Annotated in this window: 18 protein-coding genes; 11 read left to right on the top strand and 7 right to left on the bottom strand. The window is 64.2% G+C overall.

Features of this window, described 5'->3' with window-relative positions; genetic code table 11:
* Nucleotides 1-31 precede the first annotated feature (31 nt).
* Nucleotides 32-532 (top strand): DUF3280 domain-containing protein, encoded by a 501-nt coding sequence (locus tag HYH07_RS02985; RefSeq protein WP_220001054.1) that lies wholly within the window; start codon nt 32-34, stop codon nt 530-532.
* 205 nt (nt 533-737) lie between these two features.
* Here HYH07_RS02985 and fghA read toward each other — a convergent pair whose 3' ends face one another.
* Both fghA and HYH07_RS02975 read right to left on the bottom strand, forming a co-directional pair.
* On the bottom strand, nt 738-1,583 hold the full coding sequence (gene fghA / locus HYH07_RS02980) for an S-formylglutathione hydrolase (RefSeq protein ID WP_220001053.1): 846 nt from the start codon (nt 1,581-1,583) through the stop codon (nt 738-740).
* 72 nt (nt 1,584-1,655) lie between these two features.
* Nucleotides 1,656-2,276 (bottom strand): response regulator transcription factor, encoded by a 621-nt coding sequence (locus HYH07_RS02975; protein ID WP_220001052.1) that lies wholly within the window; start codon nt 2,274-2,276, stop codon nt 1,656-1,658.
* A gap of 212 nt (nt 2,277-2,488) precedes the next feature.
* On the opposite strand from HYH07_RS02975, the gene HYH07_RS02970 reads away from it, so the two are divergent.
* From HYH07_RS02970 to HYH07_RS02945, 6 genes are all read left to right on the top strand, one after another.
* Entirely contained in the window at nt 2,489-3,847 is a 1,359-nt protein-coding gene (locus tag HYH07_RS02970; RefSeq protein WP_220001051.1) for a histidine kinase, read from the top strand.
* 180 nt (nt 3,848-4,027) lie between these two features.
* The gene (locus tag HYH07_RS02965) at nt 4,028-6,496 is read left to right on the top strand and encodes a TonB-dependent receptor (RefSeq protein ID WP_409363873.1); all 2,469 of its coding nucleotides are present in this window, start codon (nt 4,028-4,030) and stop codon (nt 6,494-6,496) included.
* Nucleotides 6,497-7,135: 639 nt separating this feature from the next.
* A complete protein-coding gene (locus HYH07_RS02960; RefSeq protein ID WP_220001049.1) occupies nt 7,136-7,903 on the top strand; it encodes a M48 family metalloprotease in 768 nt (255 codons plus the stop codon).
* A 589-nt stretch (nt 7,904-8,492) separates the two neighbouring features.
* Nucleotides 8,493-9,251 carry a hypothetical protein gene (locus tag HYH07_RS02955; protein WP_220001048.1) on the top strand — a complete coding sequence of 253 codons (759 nt, stop codon included), beginning with the start codon at nt 8,493-8,495 and terminating at the stop codon, nt 9,249-9,251.
* Between the two features lie 132 nt (nt 9,252-9,383).
* Nucleotides 9,384-9,776, top strand: a complete 393-nt coding sequence (locus tag HYH07_RS02950) for a hypothetical protein (RefSeq protein ID WP_220001047.1) — start codon at nt 9,384-9,386, stop codon at nt 9,774-9,776.
* A gap of 91 nt (nt 9,777-9,867) precedes the next feature.
* The gene (locus HYH07_RS02945; RefSeq protein ID WP_220001046.1) at nt 9,868-11,568 is read left to right on the top strand and encodes a S8 family serine peptidase; all 1,701 of its coding nucleotides are present in this window, start codon (nt 9,868-9,870) and stop codon (nt 11,566-11,568) included.
* A 208-nt stretch (nt 11,569-11,776) separates the two neighbouring features.
* Here HYH07_RS02945 and HYH07_RS02940 read toward each other — a convergent pair whose 3' ends face one another.
* From HYH07_RS02940 to HYH07_RS02930, 3 genes are read right to left on the bottom strand one after another with little or no spacing between them, the layout of a single operon-like run.
* Nucleotides 11,777-12,790 carry an ABC transporter permease gene (locus HYH07_RS02940; RefSeq protein WP_220001045.1) on the bottom strand — a complete coding sequence of 338 codons (1,014 nt, stop codon included), beginning with the start codon at nt 12,788-12,790 and terminating at the stop codon, nt 11,777-11,779.
* Nucleotides 12,791-12,802: 12 nt separating this feature from the next.
* Nucleotides 12,803-14,305, bottom strand: coding sequence for a sugar ABC transporter ATP-binding protein (locus tag HYH07_RS02935; protein ID WP_220001044.1), 1,503 nt, complete (start codon nt 14,303-14,305; stop codon nt 12,803-12,805).
* A gap of 30 nt (nt 14,306-14,335) precedes the next feature.
* The gene (locus HYH07_RS02930; RefSeq protein WP_057750794.1) at nt 14,336-15,289 is read right to left on the bottom strand and encodes a sugar-binding protein; all 954 of its coding nucleotides are present in this window, start codon (nt 15,287-15,289) and stop codon (nt 14,336-14,338) included.
* A gap of 382 nt (nt 15,290-15,671) precedes the next feature.
* Between HYH07_RS02930 and HYH07_RS02925 the strand changes: the two genes are divergently transcribed.
* The 4 genes from HYH07_RS02925 (at nt 15,672) to HYH07_RS02910 (ending at nt 19,766) form a co-directional block, all read left to right on the top strand.
* The gene (locus HYH07_RS02925; protein WP_220001043.1) at nt 15,672-16,076 is read left to right on the top strand and encodes a hypothetical protein; all 405 of its coding nucleotides are present in this window, start codon (nt 15,672-15,674) and stop codon (nt 16,074-16,076) included.
* A gap of 141 nt (nt 16,077-16,217) precedes the next feature.
* Complete coding sequence (locus HYH07_RS02920) at nt 16,218-17,681, top strand: GH1 family beta-glucosidase (RefSeq protein ID WP_220001042.1); 1,464 nt, start codon at nt 16,218-16,220, stop codon at nt 17,679-17,681.
* Nucleotides 17,682-17,896: 215 nt separating this feature from the next.
* Nucleotides 17,897-19,129: an acetyl-CoA C-acetyltransferase gene (locus tag HYH07_RS02915; protein WP_220001041.1), complete on the top strand. Its 1,233-nt coding sequence runs from the start codon at nt 17,897-17,899 to the stop codon at nt 19,127-19,129.
* A 334-nt stretch (nt 19,130-19,463) separates the two neighbouring features.
* A complete protein-coding gene (locus tag HYH07_RS02910) occupies nt 19,464-19,766 on the top strand; it encodes an HU family DNA-binding protein (protein WP_008139488.1) in 303 nt (100 codons plus the stop codon).
* 71 nt (nt 19,767-19,837) lie between these two features.
* Here the strand turns inward: HYH07_RS02910 and HYH07_RS02905 are convergent, their stop codons facing one another.
* Nucleotides 19,838-19,993 (bottom strand): hypothetical protein, encoded by a 156-nt coding sequence (locus tag HYH07_RS02905; protein WP_167353991.1) that lies wholly within the window; start codon nt 19,991-19,993, stop codon nt 19,838-19,840.
* Nucleotides 19,994-19,998: 5 nt separating this feature from the next.
* Nucleotides 19,999-22,386, bottom strand: a complete 2,388-nt coding sequence (gene lon / locus HYH07_RS02900) for an endopeptidase La (RefSeq protein ID WP_220001040.1) — start codon at nt 22,384-22,386, stop codon at nt 19,999-20,001.
* Nucleotides 22,387-22,392 lie beyond the last annotated feature (6 nt).

Genomic DNA, 22,392 nt, shown 5'->3' with positions numbered 1-22,392 from the left:
TCGTCGCGACACGAGGATCGGAATCACGATCATGCGAGCGCTGATATGTTTCGCAGCTTTGCTGCTGATGGGATCGCAGGCAGCCGCCGAGCCGCCAAAGCTTGCCGTGTTCGATTTCGAGCTGATCGACACCAGCCTGCCCGGCGAGTTCTACGGCTCCAAGCCGGAAGAGGCGCGGCTCGATCGTATCAGCGAGCAACTCCGCAAGGAGCTGGCGGATTCAGGCAAGTTCCAGGTGCTCGATATCGCGCCGGTCAGGGATGCGGCCCGTCACAGCAATCTGCAGGCCTGCGGCGGCTGCGACCTCAAGCTTGCCGGACAGCTGGGCGCAGACCTCGAGATCACAGGCATGGTGCAGAAGGTCTCGAACCTGATCATCAATCTCAACATTTACCTGCGTGACGTGAAGACCGGCAACATGATCACGGCTGCCAGCGCCGACATGCGCGGCAACACCGATGAATCCTGGACGCGCACGATGAGCTATCTGATCCGCAACCGCCTGTTGGCGCCGAACTACGGCAAGCCCTAGTAGGATATTCTCAGCGAGTGGGGGATCGTAGGGTGGGCAAAGGCGCACTTGCGCCGTGCCCACGATCGGTCGATGGTTCGGGACAAATCGTGGGCATGCTTCCGCCTTCACTCTCCGAGCTACGGCGGACAAGTCGCTTTGCCCACCCTACGATGCTGCGGTTGCGGAGATATACCCCTCATCACAAGGGGGAGAAGAAAAGACCTCACCCCTTCAGCCGCTCCGCATGCCAATGCAGATGCTCGCTCATGAAGGTCGAGATGAAATAGTAGCTGTGGTCGTAGCCCGGCTGCCGCCGCAGCGTCAGCGGGATGTTGGCCTTGGTGCAAGCCGCCTGCAGCAGCTCGGGCTTGAGCTGCTCCTTCAGGAAATTGTCGGCCTCGCCGACATCGACAAGGAAGCCGGAAAACTTTGCGCCGTCCTCGATCAGCGCCACGGTGTCATGGCTGCGCCAGGCCTCCTTGTTCGGACCGAGATAGAAGGTCAGCGCCTTGATGCCCCACGGCACCTGTGATGGCGCCACGATCGGGGCGAAGGCGCTTGTCGCGCGGTAGCGGTGCGGGTTGCGCAGCGCCACGGTCAGCGCGCCGTGGCCGCCCATGGAATGGCCCATGATCGACTGCCGCTTGGCATCGACCGGAAAATGTCCCGCCACGAGCTTCGGCAATTCGTCGGTGACATAGCTCCACATGCGATAATGGCGCGCGAACGGTGCCTCCGTCGCATCGACATAGAAGCCGGCGCCCAGGCCGAAATCATAGGCATTGTTCGGATCACCAGGCACGTCGGGGCCGCGCGGCGAGGTGTCGGGGGCGACGAAGATCAGGCCGAGCTCGGCGCAGGCTTTGCGGAATTCGCCTTTCTCGGTGACGTTGGCATGGGTGCAGGTGAGGCCGGAGAGATACCAGACCACGGGCAGCTTGGCGCCTTCCGCATGCGGGGGAACATAGACCGAGAACACCATGTCGGTTCCGGTCGCCGAACTTGCATGGCGATATACGCCCTGCACGCCGCCATGGGACCTGTTGGTCGAGACAGTCTGGATCGTCATGCCTGATAGCTCCGTGGCATCTCGCCACATCGAGAATGCAATGCGTGTGTGACCAAAGTTTGTGGCGCGCGTTCAGGCGACGCCGCTGTCGATCGCCAGCCGTACCAGCTCGACCGAGGTCTTCACCCCCAGCTTCTGCCGCATGATCGAGGAGGTGTTGGCGACCGTCTTGTAGGACGATTGCACCAGCCAGGCGATTTCCGACAGGCTTTTTCCGGCGCTGAGCAGCCGCAAGATCTCCATCTCGCGCGCGTTCAGCTTCGACAGCGGGCTCTGCGCCAGTGCGGGCCCCGCGAAGGCGATGCTGCGCGCGATCGCACTCGGCAAGTAAGTTCCGCCAGCGCCGACGGCGCGGATGGCCTCGACGAGATCATCAGGATCGCCGGTCTTGGAGACGTAGCCCCTGGCGCCGCATTCGATCGCGCGCGCGGCGAAGGCGGGGTCGTCGTTCATGCTGAACATGATGATGCGGGCCTCCGGCGCGTGCCCGAGGATGCGGCGCGCCAGCTCGAAGCCGGAGACAGTCGGCAAATTGATGTCGATGATGCAGAGGTCGGGGCGCTCGACGATGAAGACGCTCTCGCCATCCTCGGCGTCGGCGGCCTCCAGGATCTCGACCTCGCCTTCGTCGGCCAGCACGGCGCGGCAGCCGGAGGCGACAATGGGATGATCGTCGACGATCAGAATGCGCATAGGCGTTCCCCGCGACAGCGCCGGACGCTTTAGTTTCGCGATTTCGCGTGAGTTTCGCGATTCCGCGCCGCATGATGCCGAACCAGAAAGCTTGTCGGCCCATGCAACCCCGCCGGGATTGCTGTACGTTTCCGATTAGATATCGGGCGCTTCGCCCCTGTCAACGTTGTTGGGCAGGCGCGAGCGATCCGCAGCGGGTACGGGCGAAAGCAATGTGGCAAAATCTTTCCTTGCGTGGGCGCATCAACCTTCTGCTGGCGCTGCTGCTTGCCCTCGGGCTCGCGGTCAACATCGCCCGCCAGGTCGCGGAAGCGGGGCCGCGCGTGCAGGCCGAGGACCAGAGCGTGATCCGGCTGGCGCGCGAATTCATCGAGATGATCGTTGCCGATCTCAACGAGGCGCCGGATCCCGATGCGAGGCTGAACCAGATCGCGCACGATCTGAACCGTCTGCGTCACGTCAGCATCGCGCTTCGCGATGCCGGCGGTAACCCGCTGACACCACCGCGGTCCGATGCGGATGACGATCCATCGGGGCCGCCGGCCTGGTTCGTCAGCCTGGTTCATCCCGAGCAAACCGCCGTCAGCGTGCCTGTTACGGTTCATGGCAAGCCCGGCTCGCTGGTGATCACCTCGCATCCCAATGACGAGATCGCCGAGATCTGGGATGCCATCGTCACCCAGCTCGAGGTCGGCTCGGTGATCGCGCTGGTGCTGTTCCTGGTGATGATGACAGTTGTCGGCCGGGCGCTTGCGCCGCTGCAGTCCCTGGCGCAGACCATGGGCGAGCTCGAGGGCGGCGACTACGGTGCACGCGTTGCACCCGGTGGCGCGCCTGAGTTGGCTGCGATCTGCACCAGGCTTAATCATCTGGCGGCGACACTCGGCGAGGCGGTCGAGGACAAGCGACGCCTTGCCGAGCGCGCGGTGTCGCTCCAGGATGTCGAGCGCAAGGAGATCGCGCGCGAGCTGCATGACGAGTTCGGGCCGTATCTGTTCTCGCTGCGCGCCCATGCCAGCGCGCTGGCGAAGCTAGCCGATGGCCGGGCCCCGAGCGCAGACGCCGTGCGAAAGCACGGCGGCGCGCTGCTGGAGCAGATCAACGCGCTGCAGCAGTTCACGCGGCGTGTCCTGGAGCGGTTGCGGCCGGTCGGCCTTGCCGAGCTAGGCCTCGGCAAGGCGCTGGAATCGCTGTCGCGGCTGTGGCGGGAGTCGCATCCCGACGTCACCATCGAGACCACGATCTCGCCCGCGCTCGGCGTCATCGGCGAGACGGCCGACCTCACCATCTATCGCGTCGTGCAGGAGGCGCTCACCAACGCGTTCCGCCACGCCGGCGCGACTGCGATCGAGGTGGTGATCGAGCCCGCGGAGCAGCCGGGCCGCGATGGTCGCTGCTGCGCGCGTGTGCGGGTCAGCGACAACGGCCGCGGCATGGAGCCTGGCCAGAAGCTTGGCTTCGGCCTTGTCGGCATGCGCGAGCGCATCCTGGCGCTCGGTGGCACGCTCAACGTGGCCTCGGGCGAGGGTGGCGTCACTGTGGAAGCATTGGTTCCAACCGCGGCGGCCTGATCGCGCCCGGTTCGAGCAGGAAAATTCCCGATCGGGAATAATTCCCGATTCCGTCGGGAAAATGGGTGCGGATAGCCTACGACCTTTTGTGGCTAGTGCATCAGGTGCCGCCGATTACACTCGCCTCAAACCATCAGGCGAACATGAAAACAGCCGGTGGTTACGGGTGGGACGATGGGAATGCGCTGGGCTGGACACACGCGAGGTCTCTTGTTGGCCTCGGTCTCATCAGGTCTGATGTCGGGATTCGTTCTCGCGACCGGCGCGCGCGCCGCGCAGGACGAGGAGACCAACGTCCAGAATCTGCCGGCGGTCGAGGTGGTGGCGCCGCAGCCGGTCGCGCGTCGCGCGCCGGCGCGCCGCGTCGCGCGGACAGCTGCGAACGCAGGCAAGCCGAGGAGCACTGGCCGGATCTACGTCTATCCGACCGCGCCCGGCACCGGCAGGGGTCTCGACGTCGACAAGGTTCCGTCGGCGATCAACGCGGTCGATGCGGGCCAGATCAAGCGCACCGGCTCGCTCAACGTCACCGATGCGCTCCGCGACAACATCGCCGGCGTCAGCATCAGCGAGGTCACCGGCAACCCGTTCCAGCCCAATGTCGAGTTTCGCGGCTTTGTCGCCTCGCCCGTGACAGGCACGCCGCAAGGCCTCGCCGTGTACCAGAACGGCGTGCGCATCAACGAAGCGTTCTCGGACGCCGTCAACTGGGACCTGATCCCGACTGCGGCGATCAGGTCGGCGACGCTGGTGACCAACAATCCCGCCTTCGGCCTCAACGCGCTCGGGGGCGCGATCAATCTGCAAATGAAGGACGGCTTCACCTATCAAGGCGCAGAGCTCGATGTGATGGGCGGCTCGTTCGGCCGCATCCAGGGCTCGGCACAATGGGGCAAGCAGGTCGACCAGAACTACGGCGTCTACGCCGCGCTCGAAGGCCTGCACGACAATGGTTTCCGCAACTTCTCCCAATCGGATGTACGGCGCTTCTACAGCGACGTCGGCTACATCAAGGGGGACAGCGAATTCCACGTCAATGTCGGAGCTGCCAAGAACGATTTCGGCGCCAACGCCACCGTGCCGGCCGAGCTGCTGAACAATTATTGGGGCGCGACCTACACGACACCGCAGACCAGCTCCAACCGCGTCGGCTATCTCAACCTCACGGCCAAGGCCGATGCGACGCCGACCTGGACGCTGGAAGGCACCGCGCATCTGCGCCGCTACGAGCAAAAGGTCGTCGACGGCAATCCAACCAACGTCGAGGAGTGCACGGCGGACGCGACGCTGCTGTGCTTCGGCGACGGTGCAACGCCCGCGAACGGCACCAATGGCGTCCAGCTCGGCAATCCCTTTGCGCCGGGCACGATTCTTGGCGAGATCGACCGCAGCTCGATACGCTCGACCAGCCTTGGCGTCTCGGGGCAGGCCACCAACACCGATCAATTGTTCGGGCACGAGAACCGCTTCGTGATCGGCACGAGCTATGATGCCAGCACCACGCGCTACGATGCCATGGCGGAGATCGGCTCGATCGGAGAGAACTATGTCGTGACTGGCAGCGGCGTCTTCCTCGGGCCATCAGGCACGAACGCGACCGGGCTTGCCGGTCCCGTCTCGCTGCGGACGGTCAATCAATATAACGGCCTGTATGCGACCGATACGTTCAACGTGACGGATGCCTTCGCGATCACAGGCGGAGGCCGCTTCAACGTGGCGCGCATCTCGCTGGAGGACCAGCTCGGCACCGCGCTCAACGGCGACACCACCTACACAAGGTTCAATCCGGTGATCGGCGGCACCTACAAGATCAATTCGGAGCTGACCGCCTATGCCGGCTATTCCGAGGCCAACCGCGTGCCGACGCCACTCGAGCTCGGCTGCGCCGATCCGCACAATCCCTGTCTCATCGCAGCGTTTCTGGTCTCCGACCCGTCGTTGAAGCAGGTCGTGTCCAAGACGGTCGAAGCGGGCCTGCGCGGAGCTAAGGAGCTGAACATCGGCACACTCGGCTGGAAGCTCGGCGCCTTTCGCGCCACCAACTATGACGACATCCTGGCCGTCCCGGTCCCTGATCGAACCGGATTTGGCTATTTCAGCAATGTCGGCCGGACACGGCGGCAGGGGCTGGAGGCCGAGGTCGACATCAAGTCGCAGGCGCTTCAGTTCCAGGCCAGCTACACCTTCATTGATGCCCGCTTCCTCGATCCATTGACGCTCGGCTCGAACAGCCCGTTCGCCGATGCGGACGGCCACATCCACGTCTTGCCAGGCAACCAGATCCCCGCGATCCCGCGCCACCGTGTCAAGGTCGGTGTCGACTATGCCGTGACCGACGCGTGGAAGGTCGGCGGCGTCGCGCTGTTCGTCTCCAGCCAATACCTCGTCGGCGACGAATCCAACCAATATTCCAAGCTGCCGTCCTACACGGTCGGCAACCTGCACACCTCCTACCAGGTCACCAGAAACGTCCAGCTCTACGGCAAGGTCGACAACGTCTTCGACGTCAGATACGCGACCTACGGCCAGTTCTTCGACACCGGCGCTCTGCCGAACTTCACGAGCGGCGGCAACCCCTTCACCGACCCGCGCTCGCTGAGCCCGGCAAGGCCGCGCGCGTTCTATGCGGGAATGCGGGTGACGTTCTAGGCATCCGCCCGTCCTCATCATCCTGTCTGGCATCCTTTTGTTCGTTGCCGAGTTTGCCGGTGCGCGCGCTCACAAATCGCTGGACAGGGGATGGCCCGGGCTCGTGACCGTCCTATGCCGTCACCGGCGGCGACCGCCGCCGCAGTAGCATCCGAAGCGCATGACCAAACCATCGTTTATCTTGAACAGGAACCCGGTTCCTGTGACGCTTTCACCGGGGCAGATCGATCCTTGTGGATACCGGGACTTCGGCATGAAACTGGCATGACAGCGCACTGTGAGATCCATATCCTTTCGCTTTGAGCGTGCACAAGGGGACAGTGTACAAGGGGGACAACGGTGATTCACGCTGGCGTAAGCCCGATAGCGTTGCGTGGTGATCGGCACGGCCATGATGTCGTTGTCGGCTTCACACCGGGCATTTCGTTCGCCTTGGTGCGACATGCACCGCGAGAGATGCTGCGCGTTTTGCGGTGCGGCCCTACCGTCAGCGTGGAAATGCATTGGCCGTCGGGAGAGCCGGGCATCTTCCTGCGATGCAGGATCGAGCTGAGCCCGAAAGACCAGTGGCGGTTGCGGCATCGGCGGCACGCCCATCAGGCTGCGAACCATCAATCATCCCAATTGGCGATCCTTTCAATGACGTTGCTGCTCGCCGTGTGCGGCTGGATCGTCGGTGGGGCCGAGGGAATGCAGCGGGCGCTCATGGGAAGCACGCCCCGTCCCGACGAAACGATCATCTCGCGCGAGAACATGTATCGCTGGTTCGGCGCCAACCTGCTGTCCCACGCCGAGGTGCCGGACCTGTTCGCCATTCTGACAAGGGTTTGCAGCCGGGCCGGCCTCGTGCGATTGCCGGATCTCTATTGCCTGCCGGCACCGCGCGACATGAATGCCTATGCGCTTGGTGGACCGGAACGCAGCGCCATCGTGCTGACCGAAGGCCTGCTGCGCGGCATGACGCGCGACGAAGTTGCCGGGATATTGGCCCATGAAGTCGCTCATATCCGCAACAATGACGCCTGGACGATGGGCTGGGCGACGGCGTTGCGACGCGCGATCGACTGGACCTCGCTCGCCGGTCTCGCGCGGCTGCGAAGCAGCCATCATCTCACTGGCATGACATCAAGCCAGCCATTGGCGACGCTGCTGAGCGCAGCCCCGGCTCTCGGCCAGCTGCTCGGACTTGCGCTGTCGCGCGTGCGTGAAATGGATGCGGATGCAACGGCGCTCGAGCTCACCGGCGATTCGCGAGCGCTCATCGCCGCGCTCGACAAGCTCGAGCGCCATCACATTGGCTCTGCGCCAAGTCGCACGTCCGCATTTGTGAATGATCCGGCACGCTTGCTGCGCAGCCATCCCGCCACCTCCGAGCGCGTCGGCACCTTGCTCAACCTCGCGTACTAAAGCACGTTGAATCGGCATCGCTGCATTCGCTGAAGTTGATGCCGATGCACATCGGAAGGCTCGTTGACCAGGCAAAGAGTGCTGACGAAAATCCCGGCTTGAAATTTTTGCGGAGTTTGATTGCTGCCAAAATATCGCCGCGCTTTCGCGAAACTATTTTGACGTGAGTGCGTTTTTCGCGTCTCTGCTCATTACAGTACCGGGGAGGCACCAGCGTAATTGCCTAGCGTATGAGCGGACGTAAGACATAAGCGATACATCATCGGCCACCATGCCGGTGAGGAAAATCCGCTCCACATCTCTCGACGGCTTCATTTTGCCGCTCAAAAATTTCCTACCGTCGGCTTGTCACTTCGTCGGGGACGCAACTCGCGCCTTCCATGCGGGCGACATCGCTTGCGGCTGAGACATCCGTACCAAACATTTGAACTCGAAGGTCCAGCGCCGTCGCACCGGCGCGACGGATCGCTATTGCCGGCGAAGAGGTCGCGTGTGCGACCGGCCTTCGCAGCATTCTTGGAAGGATTCTTGGAAGAATTCTTGGAAGGGTTTTGGGCTGAGGGCACCAACCATCGCAAGGAGGCAAGCGATGACCTATTACGATACCCTGCAACAGAACCTCGCGCATGGTTCGCCATTCGGACAATTCGGGCCGCAACAATGGGGCTTGGGAGCATTCGGTTCGCAAGGCGGCCAGCAATATGGAGGCGGCGGCCTTGGATTGGGCCAGGCGGCCTATGGACAGCAACATGGTCAGTTCGGCGGTCAGCCGACCTTTGGCGCGTTTGGATATGGCCCCGGCTGGGGCGGGCAAACGGGCTGGGGCCAGCAATGGGGCGGACAACAGCGCCAGCTGTCGCAGCAGGACGTGAGTGAGGTCGTGCGGCAATTGATACCGGCGTTGCCTCAGATTCTCGCGCAAGCTCAGAACCCGTTCGCCGGCATAGGCTATGCGGCCTACGGCCAGGCGCCGCGGCAGCTAAGTCCGCAAGATGTGAGCGAGGTCGTGCGGCAGATCCTGCCCATCGTGCCGCAGATCGTGGGAATGCTGCAAAGCCAGCCCCAAATGCAGCATTCGGCCATGCATGGCGGTCCCGGTCAGGGGCAATTCGGCGGCCTCGGTCAATTTGGCCTCGGCTATCCAACGCAAACTCAGCCCACGCAGATGTGGGGCACCCAGTTCGGTGCACCGCAGTTCCAGGCGGCATTCGGCGGTGCTCAGACCAGCTTTGGCCAGCAGCGGCAACTGACGCAGCAGGATGTCGCCGACATCACCCGCCAGCTGATCGGCGTCATTCCGCAGGTCATCGGTAACCTCCAGGCCTACGGCCAGCAGCGGATGATCTGACCGCGCACTAAGGCGCGACCGCCGCCAGAAGCGGCGGTCGCGCAGCGCATCCTCCGAAGGAGAACCCTCATGTCGGATTCCAATCCCTCCGCCGCATCGTCACAGCGCCACTCCTCAGACATTCAGCAGCTCGTGGGCCTGCTCAGCAATTTGATGCCGCTGCTCCTGCGCCTGCAGTCGCAAGGGTTCGAGCAGCCGTTCCGAACCGCGCCCGGCACCTTCCCGATGCCGAACCCGGTGCTCGATCATCAGGCCGCGGAAAGCATGATCGGAGACATGATCGCAGAATCATTACGTTCGCTCTCTGCCTATCTGGAGGCCAACGCGGCACAGCATGCGGGCCTCGAAAACTGCGTCTCGATCGTCACCCAGGCAGCCAATAAGTTTACCGAGCGGGATTTTGCACAGGCCTTCAACCTGATCTATTTCGCCTATCGCGCGATCGAAGCCGCCCGCGCAGCCGATCCCCGCCTTCCGGTGCTGCGGCAGGCTTCGATGGATCGCACGCAATCTTCCATCCACTGAAATCGGAGGCGACGCCATGGCAATAAGCCCAGATGATGCGCGACCGACCTCAAGCGACAATCGACGTAAACCAGTGCGCAGCACTCAATATATGATCGCCCCAGCGGGCCCCGGTGTCAGCGCTCAAACCCTGGCCGAACAACTCAACCAGTTCGGCAACATCCTGTGGACCCATGACCAGCGCGGCGTCAGTGGTCCGCCAATTGCGATCGTGCGCATGCCTGACGAAGCCGCCGCCGCCTTGCGCCGCTCCACGGCCGGCAGCCTGATCATCGAGCCGGACGGCCATCTGAGAGCTGCATCCTTTGTCCGCCCGGCCTCCTCTTTCATCCCGGCGGCCACGACGATGACCGCACTCGGGCCGGACTTGAAGGTGACCATCCGGGTCCTCAGCGAAGCAGGTGCGCCGGTCGAACAAGCAGCTGTGCAGCTCGTCGGCGAGCAGGCGTCAGTGCAGGGACGAACGGATGGTGATGGCAGCGTCGTTCTGACGCTGCAGGACGAAGTGCCGGAAACAATCGCCGCCGTATTCGTGAGCCCGCGCTCCGGCCATTGGGGCGTGTGGCAACAGCAGCCCAATATCGAGGCCGATGCGGTGAATACCCTCACCCTGAAACCGTTGGCGCTCCCTGGCGGGCTGGATTGGGGCGGCGAAGCGATGCGCTTCGATCAGATTCCAAACCAATGCCGCGGCGCTGACGTCAAGGTCGCTCTCATCGACAGCGGCGTGGCGACCAGCCACAAGCAATTGGCTGACATCAATCACGGTATCGATGCCAGGGGTGGCGAAGAACGCTCATGGTCGAATGACGTCACTGGCCACGGCACGCCTTGCGCGGGCATCATCCGTGCGGCTGCGCAGGCAGATCACGGTATCCGTGGCTATGCCCCGGACAGCGAGCTGCATGTTTACAAGCTTCCAACTGATGCCCGTTGCAGCGACCTGATCGCGGCGCTCGATTATTGCCTGCAAAACAGTATCGACGTGGCGTGCGTTGGAGTCGGTTGTCAGCGCGGCTCCGTGCTGGTCGAGCAGCGCATTGCCATGGCCAAGCAGCAAGGCGTCAGCATCATCGCCGCTGCCGGCAACTCCGGAGCGGGCGTACTGTTTCCGGCCTGTTCCCCGCATGTCATGGCAGTCGGCGCTGTCGGACGGATGGGAAGCTTCCCGGAAGACAGTCCGCAGGCGGCGCAGGCCGCAGCTGCCACTGCGGCGGCGGGGGGGTTGTTCGTACCGCCGTTTTCCTGCCGCGGGCCCGAACTCGACCTGTGCTCGCCCGGTGTTGCAGTCATTACCTGCCAGTCGCCGGGCGGCTACGCCGTCTGCGACGGCACCTCGCTCGCAGCTGCTCACGTTGCCGCGCTTGCAGCCTTGATCCTCGCCGACCACGCCGACTTCAAGGGCACCTTCATCGCCAAGGACGCCCACCGGGTCGAACGGCTGTTCCAGATTCTGAAGGATACGGCGCAGCCCGTCGGTCATCCCTGGCAGACTGGAGCCGGGTTGCCGGATGCGGCCCGCGCGCTCGGCGTCTGGTCCGATCAGCCGCCCCTTGCCATGCCTCTGAATGCCGGACTCCGCGAGATGCGCAGCGCCATTCGGCAGCTCGATCGGATTCCATTCGGCGCAAGCCAGGCGATGATATACGAGCCGCCGCGCGGCCCGGCCAACGTGACGCGGCTTCCGCTGAATCCGGCTCCTCTGGCGTTCCGGGCTGCCGGCGCGGGAACAGCGACGGTGCATGAACTCAGAGCAGCGATGACGCTCGCGGGGCTTGCGGAGGGACGTTAGCACATGATCGGGACCCGCAGTCCCTGATGATGCCATCATACGCCTGTTTTGCCCGACGGAACAAGCGGTATTCTGTTTTTCGGAAATATTGTGCTCGAACAACGAGCTCATGCGCGATGATTGGTCATCCCGATCGCGTTGCGCATCAAGCCATTAATTTTGCTATCCCCGGCTACTGTGCATGGGGTTGTTTTGAGCTCACGCCACCTCACCCCTCGAGCGGGGCAGCCGTGAGGCTTGCCTGGGTCCGGCCCTTGGCCGCGCTCACGCGCTGCCGGCGCTGGACGAGATACTGGTCGGCGAGCACGCCGATCAGGATCACCGCGCCCATCACGGCGAAATTCAGCGAGCTCGGGATGCCCAGGAGATTGACGAGGTTCTGCAGCACCTGCAGCAGCACGGTGCCGAGCACGACGCCGACGATTGAGCCTTCGCCGCCGCGCAAGGAGCAGCCGCCGAGCACGGCCGCGGCGATGGCATAGAGCTCGTAGAACGAGCCGTGCACGGCCGGCGAGATCGAGCGGGTGTACATCGCGAACAGGATCGCGGCAAACGCGGTCAGCCCGCCGCAGATGACATAGGCCGAAACCATCACGCGTTCGGAGCGGATGCCCGAATAGCGCGCGGCCTCCTCGTTCTTGCCGACCGCGTAGAGATAGCGGCCGAACACCGAGCGATGCAGCAGCACCCACGCAATGGCGGCAACGACAATCAGCGCCACGATGCTGTGCGGGACGGGAAAGCCCAGCAGATTGGTGCGGCCCGCGGTCAGCCATTCCAGCGTCGGGAAGCTGGCGCCGAAGCCGAAGCCGGCGGTCGCGTCCTCGGTGTAATAGCGCGCCGCGCCGCGATAGATCAGAAGCCCGCACAGCGTCACCACGAACGGCTGGATATGCATCCGCGTGACCAGCGCGCCGTGCACGAGGCCGATCACGAGGCCGCTCGCGATGATCGCGGCCACGGCGAGCATCCAGTTGACGTCGTGATTGACGATGAGGTCGATGAAGAGAACGCCGAGCAGGGCGATCACCGATCCGACCGAGAGCTCGATCCCGCCGATGATGATGACAAAGGCTTCCGCGATCGAGAAGATGCCGAACATCCCGACCTGGTTCAGCGTGTTGGAGAGATTGCCGACATAGAGGAAACGCGGATTGATGAAGGCCACCACCGCGCCGACGACGAGGATCAGGACCAGCAGGCTCAGATCTTTCTTGTTCAAGGCACCCTCATCTCAAACCGCGTGGCCGACGGCCAACTGGAGCACGTTGTGCTCGCTGAACTGGCTGCGATCAAGGAACCCCGAGATCGCGCCCTCGTGCATGACGGCGATCCGGTCGCTGACCCCGATCACCTCTTCCATGTCGCTCGAAATCATCAGGATGGCGACGCCGGCGTCGGTCAGCCGGCGCAGCATCTCGTAGATCTCCTGCTTGGCGCCGACGTCGACGCCGCGCGTCGGCTCGTCGAAGATCAGCACCTTGGGCCGCATCGACAGCCATTTCGCCAGCACGACCTTCTGCTGATTGCCGCCGGACAGCGAGCCGACAGCGGTTGCAACGTCAGGCGCGCGGATCTTGAGCTGCTCGCGCTGGACCCGGGCGTTCTTGGTCTCCTGCGCGGTGTTCACGAGGAGGAAGCGCAGATAGGACGCCAGATCCGGCAGCGAAATGTTCTCGGCGATCGACACGTCGAGCAGCAGCCCGCAGCCCTTGCGGTCCTCCGGGATCAGGTAGATGCCATGGTCGATCGCCGCGCGCGGGTTGGTCACGCGGATGGCTTCGCCGTTCAGCTTGATCGCGCCGCCCCGGAGCGGATCGACGCCAAAAACGGCCCGCGCCAGTTCGGTCCGGCCGGAGCCGACGAGGCCGGCCAGCCCCAAAATCTCGCCGCGGCGAACCGAAAGGCTCACCGTGCGCTCCGGATAGGTGTCGGTCACGGCCTCGACGATGTCGAGCACGGCTTCGCCGGGCGGGGCGGCCGGCGGCACGTAGAGCGATTTGAGGTCGCGCCCGATCATCAGGCGGATCATCGCGGCCGGCGAAAGCTCGGCACGGGTCAGCGCGCCGACCATGCGTCCGTCGCGCAACACCACCGCGCGGTCGGCGCATTGCATCACCTCGTTGAGGCGATGGGTGATGAAGATGATGCTGACGCCGTGGCCCCTCAGGGCCGCGATGACCCGCATCAGGCGGTCGGTCTCGGACAGGGTCAGGCTCGATGTCGGCTCGTCCATGATGACAAGGCGCGCATCGAGCGACAGCGCCTTCATGATCTCGACGAGCTGGCGCTGGGCCAGCGACAGCTCGGCGAGCGGCGCGTCCGGCGCGAAATCGGCACCTAGGCGGTCGAGCAGCGGCTGCGTCCTGGCGTAGAGCGCCTTGCGGTCGATCAGCCGCAGCGGCCCGCCATGCACGGGCTCGCGGCCGATGAAGACGTTGCCGGCCACGTCGAGATTGTCGAACAGGTTGAGCTCCTGATGGACGAAGGCGATGCCCGCGGCGATCGCCTCGGCCACCGTCAGCGCGCTGCGCTCGACGCCGTCGACGCGGATGCGGCCGCCACTCGGCTCGACCACGCCGCCGAGCACCTTCATCAAGGTCGACTTGCCGGCGCCGTTCTCGCCGATCAGCGCGATCACCTCGCCCGGCGACACGGCAAGGCCGACGTGGTCGAGTGCGACCACGCCGGGATAGCTCTTGCTGATGTCGACGAGTTCGAGAAACGGCTCAGTCATTGAAGGCTGCGGGCAACGCCCGCGCGTCTCCTACTTCTTGAGCATCGCCTTCATCGAGGCCATGAAGTCGTCGACATTGCTCTTGTCGATGACCTTGCCGGGCACGATGATGATGCCGCCCGCGGGTACGCCGGACTTGTCGCCCTCGATGTACTTCGCCATCAGCTTCATGCCTTGATAGCCCCACTCGAACGGCTGCTGCACGACGGTGCCGGCGATAGCGCCTTCCTTGACGCCGCCCAGCGTGATCGGATCCTCGTCGAAGCCGATGATCTGGATCTTGCCGAGCTTGCCGGCCTCCTTCAGCACTTCATAGATGCGCGGGGTGTTGTAGGAGTAGAAGCCGACCAGGCAGCTCACGTCGGGCATGGCGGCCAGGATGTCCTCGACGTTGCGCTTGGCGCGGGTCTGATCGATCTCGTCGCCGCGAACGTCGACCAGCTCGACCTTGGAACCCTTGATGGTCTCCTTGACGCCCTCGATGCGCTCGCGGGCGTTGTCGGCGCCGGGCAGGCCGACGAAGCCGACGCACTTGCCGCCGTTCGGCAGCGCCTTCAGCATCAGCTTGCCGGCGTCCTTGCCGAGGTCGACGTTGGACGAGCCGATATAGGCGATGCGCTTCGAGTTCGGCGCGTCGCTGTCGGTGGTGAACAGCAGCGTCTGCGAAGCGATCTTGTTGAGATGCTCGACCTGGTTCTTCGGATCGACCGCGCTGACCATGATGCCGGCGGCACCGGCGGCGACGAGGTCGTCCATCATGCGCTGCTGGACGGCCGCGGCGGCCTGTTCCGGATATTTGAGCTGAAGATTGTAGTTGGGCAGTTCGCCCTGGGCCTTCTTCACGCCGGCTTCCGCGATCTTCCAGAAGTCGGACGCGCCGTTGACGACGAAGGCCAGAACCTTCTTGTCCGCCGCATCGACCGAGCCGAGGCCCAGAGACATCGCGAACGCGACAGATACACCTGCGAGCAAGAGACGCTTCATTACCATCCTCCCCTTTGGCGGTCGGCCCTTCATGAAGGCCAACTCTGCTTCAGCCCGAACCGGGCACATGCCTCATCCCCCTCACTGGACGCACAGGTCGGACGCCGATCCGCAACTTTGCGGCAAGGGCGGGTCACCGGCCGGCCCATGAGGTGAAATGAGGCGCGTACCTCAACCGTAGCAAAAGCACGTCGAGCGTGCAACAGCAGGCGTTGTTCGCGCGAAGTCCCCTCGAAGTTCGCCTCTTCGGCGTCATCCTCCCGAACATGTCCAGGGAACTTGAGGCCAGAGGTACCGGATTCGTACGGGCCCGGTCATTAACCGGGCTTTAGCGCCGATCGTGCGGATGAATTGGCGTAGCGAGACCAGGGGAGACGGCCCCATGCTGAGGGACGGGACCTACGCGGCGTGGTACAAGACGCCATTCGACCAGGGCACCGGCATTGTCCATGTCGCCGATGGCCAAATCTGGGGCCGTGACAGCCTGATGACGTATCACGGCTCCCTGGAGCTCGATGGCGACCGCTTCACCGCGACCGTGTCGACGAAGCGTCACACCGAAGGACGTGACACGGTGTTCGGCGTCTATGATGAACTTACGCTGGACATCGAGGGCACGTGCCCCGGCAAGATCGCAACCTACACGGCGACGGCCGCGCAGGCGCGGGGAGTCGTCCTCCAGGGAACGCTCATTCTGGCGGAACAGCCGGCCGCGCCCGAACGGACCGCGGAGGTCCCGGCGTTCAATCCCGCCAAGCTGCCAAAGCTGCCGAGGCGCTCGCGCTGAGCGAGGAAGCCATCGCGCCTGCTTCGATATCGCGGGTCGGGACAGCGCAATTCCGCATCAACAAATCTCGGCGCCGGCGCTTCTCAAACCGCCTGCGCGCCGTCATTGTGCCGCCGCATCAATCTTTTCGGGGCAGCATCAATGTCGGACAAGGTCTCGCGTCGCCAGTTCGCGAAAGTCGCGGGACTCTCCGCAGCAGGAATCGCAAGTCCCCTTGAAATGGTCGAGGCCAAGCCGGCAGCGGCGCCGCGCAGCGGGAGTAGTTTTCCGCCGGCCTTCCTCTGGGGTACAGCGACCTCGTCCTATCAGGTCGAGGGTGCGGTCGATGAGGACGGGCGAGGGGTCTCGATCTGGGACAAGTTCGTCCGCATCCCCGGCAAGATCGAGGACGGCACCAATGGCGATCGCGCCGTTGAGCATTATCATCGCTACAAGGACGACATTGCGCTGATCAAGGAGCTCGGCTGCAAAGCCTATCGTTTCTCGGTGGCCTGGCCGCGGGTGTTCCCTGATGGTGACGGCAAGCCGAACCCTGGGGGACTCGACTTCTACAATCGCCTGATCGACGAGCTCCTGAAGAACGGCATCGAGCCGTGGCTGACGCTTTATCACTGGGACCTGCCGCAATCATTGCAGGATCGCTTTGGCGGCTGGCGGTCGACCGAGACCTGCAAGATCTTCGGCGATTACGCGGCCTATGTCGCCGAGCATCTCACCGATCGCGTCGGGAACGTGTTCACGTTGAACGAGAGCGGCCGCTTCGTCTATTTCGGCTACGGCATCGGCATCGATGCGCCCGGCCTGACGCTGCCGCAGGCCGACGTGAACCAGATCAGGCACAACAGCGCACTCGCGCATGGTCTCGCCGTGCAGGCGGTGCGCGCCCATGGCCGCCGCGGCACGCGCGTCGGACCTGCCGAGAACATTGACGCCTGCATTCCCGCGATCGACACGCCCGAGAACGTCCGCGCCACCGAGATCGCGCTGCGCGAGCTGAACGCCGGCTATCTCAACGTCATCATGACGGGCCGCTACACCGACGCATTCCTGAAATATGCAGGCGCCGATGCGCCGAAATACACCGACGCGGAGTTGAAGGTCATCGGCTCACCGGTCGACTTCCTCGGCCTCAACATCTACGCGCCGCAACATTATATCGTCGCCTCCGACCAGGGCGCGGGCTTCATGCCGCTGCCGATCCCGAAATCCTTTCCGCACATGAATTCGGATTGGCTGCGCGTCGGCCCCGAGACGATCTATTGGGTGCCGAAGCTCGCGGCAAAGATCTGGAAGACCGATGCGATCTATATCACCGAGAACGGTGCCTCCGGCGAGGATCAGGTCACGCCCGACGGCAAGATCTACGACACCGAGCGCATCATGTATCTGCGCAACTATCTGGCCCAGCTTCAGCGTGCCACCGCGGAAGGCGTGCCGGTGCGCGGTTATTTCCTCTGGAGCCTGCTCGACAATTTCGAATGGGTGTTCGGCCTCAACAAGCGCTTCGGGCTCTACCACGTCAATTTCGACACCCAGGTGCGAACGCCAAAACTCAGCGCGAGTTTCTATCGCAACGTGATCGCGAGGAACGCGGCGGGCGCGTGATGGCATCAAACATGCAGAAGGTCGTCATGCCCGGGCCTGTCCCGGCCATCCACGTTCTTGTGCCGCGTGGATGGCCGGGACAAGCCCGGCCATGACGTCGCGGATGCTTTCGTGTCGCGGAAAATGCGCGTGAGGCGCGTAAACACCTTGCATTGACTCCGCCTCCCCCGTGATTCAAAACCGTCCTCAACACGCATAACAAGAGGACAACGCCCATGACCGACGCGCTGATCATCGATGCCTGCCGCACCCCGCGCGGCGTCGGCAAGGCCGGCAAGGGAGCTCTCTCGGGCATTCATCCGCAGCAGTTAGGTGCCACCGTGCTGCGCGCCCTGGCTGATCGCACCGGGATCAACACCGCCGATGTCGACGACATCGTCTGGGGCTGCAGCGCGCAGGTGGCAACGCAAAGCGGCGATCTTGGCCGCATGTCGGCGCTGGATGCCGGTTATGACGTGCGAGCCAGCGCCGTGACGCTGGATCGCTTCTGCGGTTCCGGCATCACCAGCGTCAACATGGCGGCGAGCTCGATCATGGCGGGCGCGGAGGATCTGGTCATCGCCGGCGGCTGCGAGATGATGTCGATGGAGGGGCGCCGCGGCGGCGGTCCGATGATGATGGACTCCGGCAATCTGCGGCTTCGCGCCAGACATCCGCAGTCGCATCAGGGCGTCTGCGCCGATGCGATCGCGACGCTGGAAGGCATCACCCGGCAGGACGTCGACGCGCTTGGCCTCGAAAGCCAGAAGCGCGCCGCGCAGGCGATTGCCGGCGGCCATTTCAAGAAGAGCCTCGTGCCCGTGCATCGCGAGGACGGCAGCCTCGCGCTCGACCATGAAGAATATCCGCGCCCGCGGACGACGATGGAAGGGCTGGCTGCCCTGAAGCCGGCGTTCCCCGCGATCGCCGACTATGCGCTGGACGACAAGGGCACGACCTATCGCGGCCTGATCCTGCAAAAATATCCTGATCTCGACATCAACTTCGTGCACCATGCCGGCAACTCGTCGGGCGTCGTTGACGGCGCTGCCGCGATCCTGCTCGCATCGCCGTCTTACGCTAGAGCGCACGGCCTTAAAGCCCGCGCTCGCGTGGTGGCGATGGCCAATATGGGGGACTCCCCGACCTTGATGCTGAACGCGCCGGTGCCGGCGACGAAGAAGGTGCTGGCGAAGGCCGGGCTCACCATCGACGACATCGACCTGTTCGAGATCAACGAGGCCTTTGCGGTGGTGACCGAAAAATATATCAGGGATCTCAAGCTCGACCGCGCCAAGGTCAATGTCAATGGCGGCTCGATCGCGCTCGGTCATCCAATCGGCGCGACCGGATCGATTCTGATCGGCACCGTGCTCGACGAACTCGAACGGCGCGACCTCAAGCGCGGTCTCGTCACCATGTGCGCGGCCGGCGGCATGGCGCCGGCCATCATCATCGAGCGCGTCTAGCGCGCCGCGGCCCCGTAAAAAGCAGGGAAAAACGTCGCAGGGCGACGATCAAGCCTTATTTTTCAGGGTGAATCGCGCTTCTCCTCTCACAAAGAGGCCGGTCGTCGCTTGTCGAAAGCATCGAATCAGCTTTAGCAAGGCTGCTTGCGGGCCTTTGAAACAAGGCAAAAACCGCTGCGCGAGGCGCCATCCGCTCTGGAAGCCGCTAAAATGCAGGGTTTTTTGTCTCAGGGGGCCAAAAAAGCCCGTAAAACCGCGACAAAACTGTGCAGAAGGCTATAGGCCTTCGCCGGTTGGTCTAATATGCAACCGGCAACGAATCAGAGGAGACACGATGCCAGCCCAAATGTCCAAATCGCAGTTGATCGAAAAGATTGCGACCGCCACCGAGCTTTCCAAGCGCGACGTCAAGAGCGTCATGGAGACGCTGACCGACGTCGGCCACAAGGAGCTCAAGAAGAACGGCCTGTTCCTGGTGCCGGGCTTCGCCAAGTTCGTGGTCATCAAGAAGCCCGCGACCAAGGCGCGCAAGGGCACCAACCCGTTCACGGGTGAAGAGATGATGTTCAAGGCCAAGCCGGCCCGGAAGATCGTCCGCGCCCGCCCGGTCAAGGCGGCCAAGGACGCCGTGGCCTGATAACGCAAAGGCCCCCTCGATAAAGGGGGCCTTTTGACTTGGGGCAGCCGCGAGGGCCTGAGACGGAGGGCTCAACCCTTGCGGCGCTTCACCCGGACCGGGATCGGCTGAAGCCGCGGCTCCGGTCCTGCAAGCGCATCGCGCACCCGGTCGATGGCCCGACCCAGCAGCTGGCGCAGCTTCTGCGTTGTCCGCGATCGCTTCGCGTCTTCCAGCAGTTTCTTCATCGCATTCACTCCGCCGCTTCGACCTTGGCGCCGACTTCCGCCGGCTCGAGCGCGGCGGCGATGGCCTCGTCGATACGTTCCAGCCAGATGAATTCGAGATTGTCCCGCGCGCTCTTCGGGATGTCGTCATAGTCCCGCTTGTTGCGCGCCGGCAGCATCACCCGCTTCAAGCCGGCCGCGGCCGCAGCCACGACCTTCTCCTTGATGCCGCCGACCGGCAGCACCAGGCCGCGCAGCGAGATCTCGCCGGTCATGGCCGTGTCGCTCCGCACCGTGCGATTGGTGAGCAGCGACGTCAGCGCCGTGAACATCGCAACGCCCGCGCTCGGTCCGTCCTTCGGGGTTGCCCCCGCGGGCACGTGAACGTGGATGTCGCTCTTCTCGAACATCGAGGCATCGATGCCGAACTGGCTGGCTCTGCTCTTCACCAGCGTCAGCGCAGCCTGCACGCTCTCGCGCATGACCTCGCCGAGCTGGCCGGTCAGGATCATCGCGCCCTTGCCGGGCACCCGCGTTGCCTCGATGAACAGGATGTCGCCGCCGACAGGCGTCCAGGCCAGGCCGGTGGCCACGCCCGGAACGCTGGTGCGCAGTGCGATCTCGCCCTCGAAGCGCGGCTGGCCCAGTATGGCCGCGATGTCCTTTGCCGTGACCACGACCTTTGCGGTCGTGCCTTCGGCAATCTGCACCGCGGCATGGCGGAACACCTTGCCGATCTCGCGCTCGAGGTTACGCACGCCGGCCTCGCGCGTGTAACCCTTGACGATCAGCTTCAAGGCCTCCGGCTCGATCTCGGCCTGGTCGGGCGAGAGGCCGTTGGCCTCCAGCTGCCGCCGCACCAGATAGCGCCGTGCGATCTCCAGCTTCTCGTCCTCGGTGTAACCGGCGAGGCTGATCAGCTCCATGCGGTCCAGCAGCGGACCCGGAATCTGGTCCAGCATGTTGGCGGTCGCGATGAAGACAACACGCGACAGGTCGAAGGGCACGCCCAGATAATTGTCCCGGAACGTTCCGTTCTGCTCGGGGTCGAGCACCTCCAGCATCGCGGCGGAGGGGTCGCCCTGCACGCCACGGCCCATCTTGTCGATCTCGTCCAGCATCATGACGCAGTTGCGGGCGCCCGCCTTCTTGATGCCCTGGATGATGTTGCCGGGCAACGCGCCGATATAGGTGCGGCGGTGGCCGCGGATCTCGGCCTCGTCATGCACGCCGCCCAGGCTGACGCGCACGAAGGGGCGATCCATCGCGCGGGCGATGGACTGGCCGAGCGAGGTCTTGCCGACGCCGGGCGGGCCGACGAAGCAGAGGATCGGCGCCTTGCCTTGCGGCGCCAGCTTGCGCACCGCCAGATATTCGATGATCCGGCTCTTGATCTTCTCCAGGCCATAGTGATCCGCATCCAGGATGCGACGTGCTTCCTTGATGTCGATCGGCTTCTCCGCCGGCAGCGCCCAGGGCAGCTCGATCAGCCAGTCCAGATAGGTGCGCACCATGCCGGCTTCACCGGCAGCCTCGGGCATGCGCTCGTAGCGGCGCAGCTCCTTCCTGGCATGCGCGTCCGCTTCCGGCGGCATGTTGGCCTTGGCGATCGCAGCCGTCAGCTCGGCGACTTCGGCGGCCTTGCCGTCGCCTTCGCCCAGTTGCCGCTGAATCGTCGCCATCTGCTCGCGCAGGATCGCCTCGCGCTGCCGCTCGTCGAACGAGGCGCGGGTCTTCTGGCCGATCTCGTTGGAGATGCGCAGCACCTCCAGCCGTTCGGCCAGGTGCTTCGACACCTTCTCGACGCGCAAGGAGAGGTCGATGGTCTCCAGCACCTCCTGCTTGTCCTGCGGCTTGATGTCCATGAACGACGTCGCCAGGTCCGCCAGCGCGCCGGGCGCACTGGTGCCCTGGAACATCGCGACCAGCTCAGGCGGGGCCTGCGGCAGCAGCTCGATCGCCTCGATGGCTTGGCGCTGCAGGTTCAGCGCTCGTGCCTCGATCTCGGGTGAGGTCGTGGTCGGCTCGGGGATCTGCTGGAAACGCGCAGCCAGGAACGGCGTCCCCGGCAGGAAGTCGAGGATACGCGCGCGCTGCACGCCCTGGCAGACGATGTGATGCGTGCCGTCGGGTGCGGTGATGTAGCGCACGATGTTGGCGATGGTCGCGACCTTGTAGACATCATCGGGGCCGGGCTCGTCGATCTCGGGGCTCCGCTGCAGCACGATGCCGACCGGCCGCTGCTCGCGCAGCGCCTGCTGGGCGGCGGCGACGGATTTCGGCCGGGCGATCGCGATCGGCGCGATGGCGCCGGGGAACAGCACCATCTCGCGCACGGGGATGATGATCAGTGCGTCGTCGGGGATCTTCACGTCAGGATTGGTCTGTGCGGTATTCATCTGTTCGGTGGCCATGATCGA

It is taken from the genome of Bradyrhizobium sp. BR 10261 (assembly GCF_019455395.1).
Classification (GTDB): Bacteria; Pseudomonadota; Alphaproteobacteria; order Rhizobiales; family Xanthobacteraceae; genus Bradyrhizobium; species Bradyrhizobium manausense.
The sequence above is the reverse complement of the archived record's forward strand: the minus strand, read 5'-3'. Positions and strand labels throughout refer to the sequence as shown.

Coding starts and splice junctions, on each gene's coding strand:
- HYH07_RS02985 (WP_220001054.1), top strand. CDS start 32: ATGCGAGCGCTGATATGTTTCGCAGCTTTGCTGCTGATGGGATCGCAG.
- fghA (WP_220001053.1), bottom strand. CDS start 1,583: ATGACGATCCAGACTGTCTCGACCAACAGGTCCCATGGCGGCGTGCAG.
- HYH07_RS02975 (WP_220001052.1), bottom strand. CDS start 2,276: ATGCGCATTCTGATCGTCGACGATCATCCCATTGTCGCCTCCGGCTGC.
- HYH07_RS02970 (WP_220001051.1), top strand. CDS start 2,489: ATGTGGCAAAATCTTTCCTTGCGTGGGCGCATCAACCTTCTGCTGGCG.
- HYH07_RS02965 (WP_409363873.1), top strand. CDS start 4,028: ATGCGCTGGGCTGGACACACGCGAGGTCTCTTGTTGGCCTCGGTCTCA.
- HYH07_RS02960 (WP_220001049.1), top strand. CDS start 7,136: ATGACGTTGCTGCTCGCCGTGTGCGGCTGGATCGTCGGTGGGGCCGAG.
- HYH07_RS02955 (WP_220001048.1), top strand. CDS start 8,493: ATGACCTATTACGATACCCTGCAACAGAACCTCGCGCATGGTTCGCCA.
- HYH07_RS02945 (WP_220001046.1), top strand. CDS start 9,868: ATGATCGCCCCAGCGGGCCCCGGTGTCAGCGCTCAAACCCTGGCCGAA.
- HYH07_RS02935 (WP_220001044.1), bottom strand. CDS start 14,305: ATGACTGAGCCGTTTCTCGAACTCGTCGACATCAGCAAGAGCTATCCC.
- HYH07_RS02930 (WP_057750794.1), bottom strand. CDS start 15,289: ATGAAGCGTCTCTTGCTCGCAGGTGTATCTGTCGCGTTCGCGATGTCT.
- HYH07_RS02925 (WP_220001043.1), top strand. CDS start 15,672: ATGCTGAGGGACGGGACCTACGCGGCGTGGTACAAGACGCCATTCGAC.
- HYH07_RS02920 (WP_220001042.1), top strand. CDS start 16,218: ATGTCGGACAAGGTCTCGCGTCGCCAGTTCGCGAAAGTCGCGGGACTC.
- HYH07_RS02915 (WP_220001041.1), top strand. CDS start 17,897: ATGACCGACGCGCTGATCATCGATGCCTGCCGCACCCCGCGCGGCGTC.
- HYH07_RS02910 (WP_008139488.1), top strand. CDS start 19,464: ATGCCAGCCCAAATGTCCAAATCGCAGTTGATCGAAAAGATTGCGACC.
- HYH07_RS02905 (WP_167353991.1), bottom strand. CDS start 19,993: ATGAAGAAACTGCTGGAAGACGCGAAGCGATCGCGGACAACGCAGAAG.
- lon (WP_220001040.1), bottom strand. CDS start 22,386: ATGGCCACCGAACAGATGAATACCGCACAGACCAATCCTGACGTGAAG.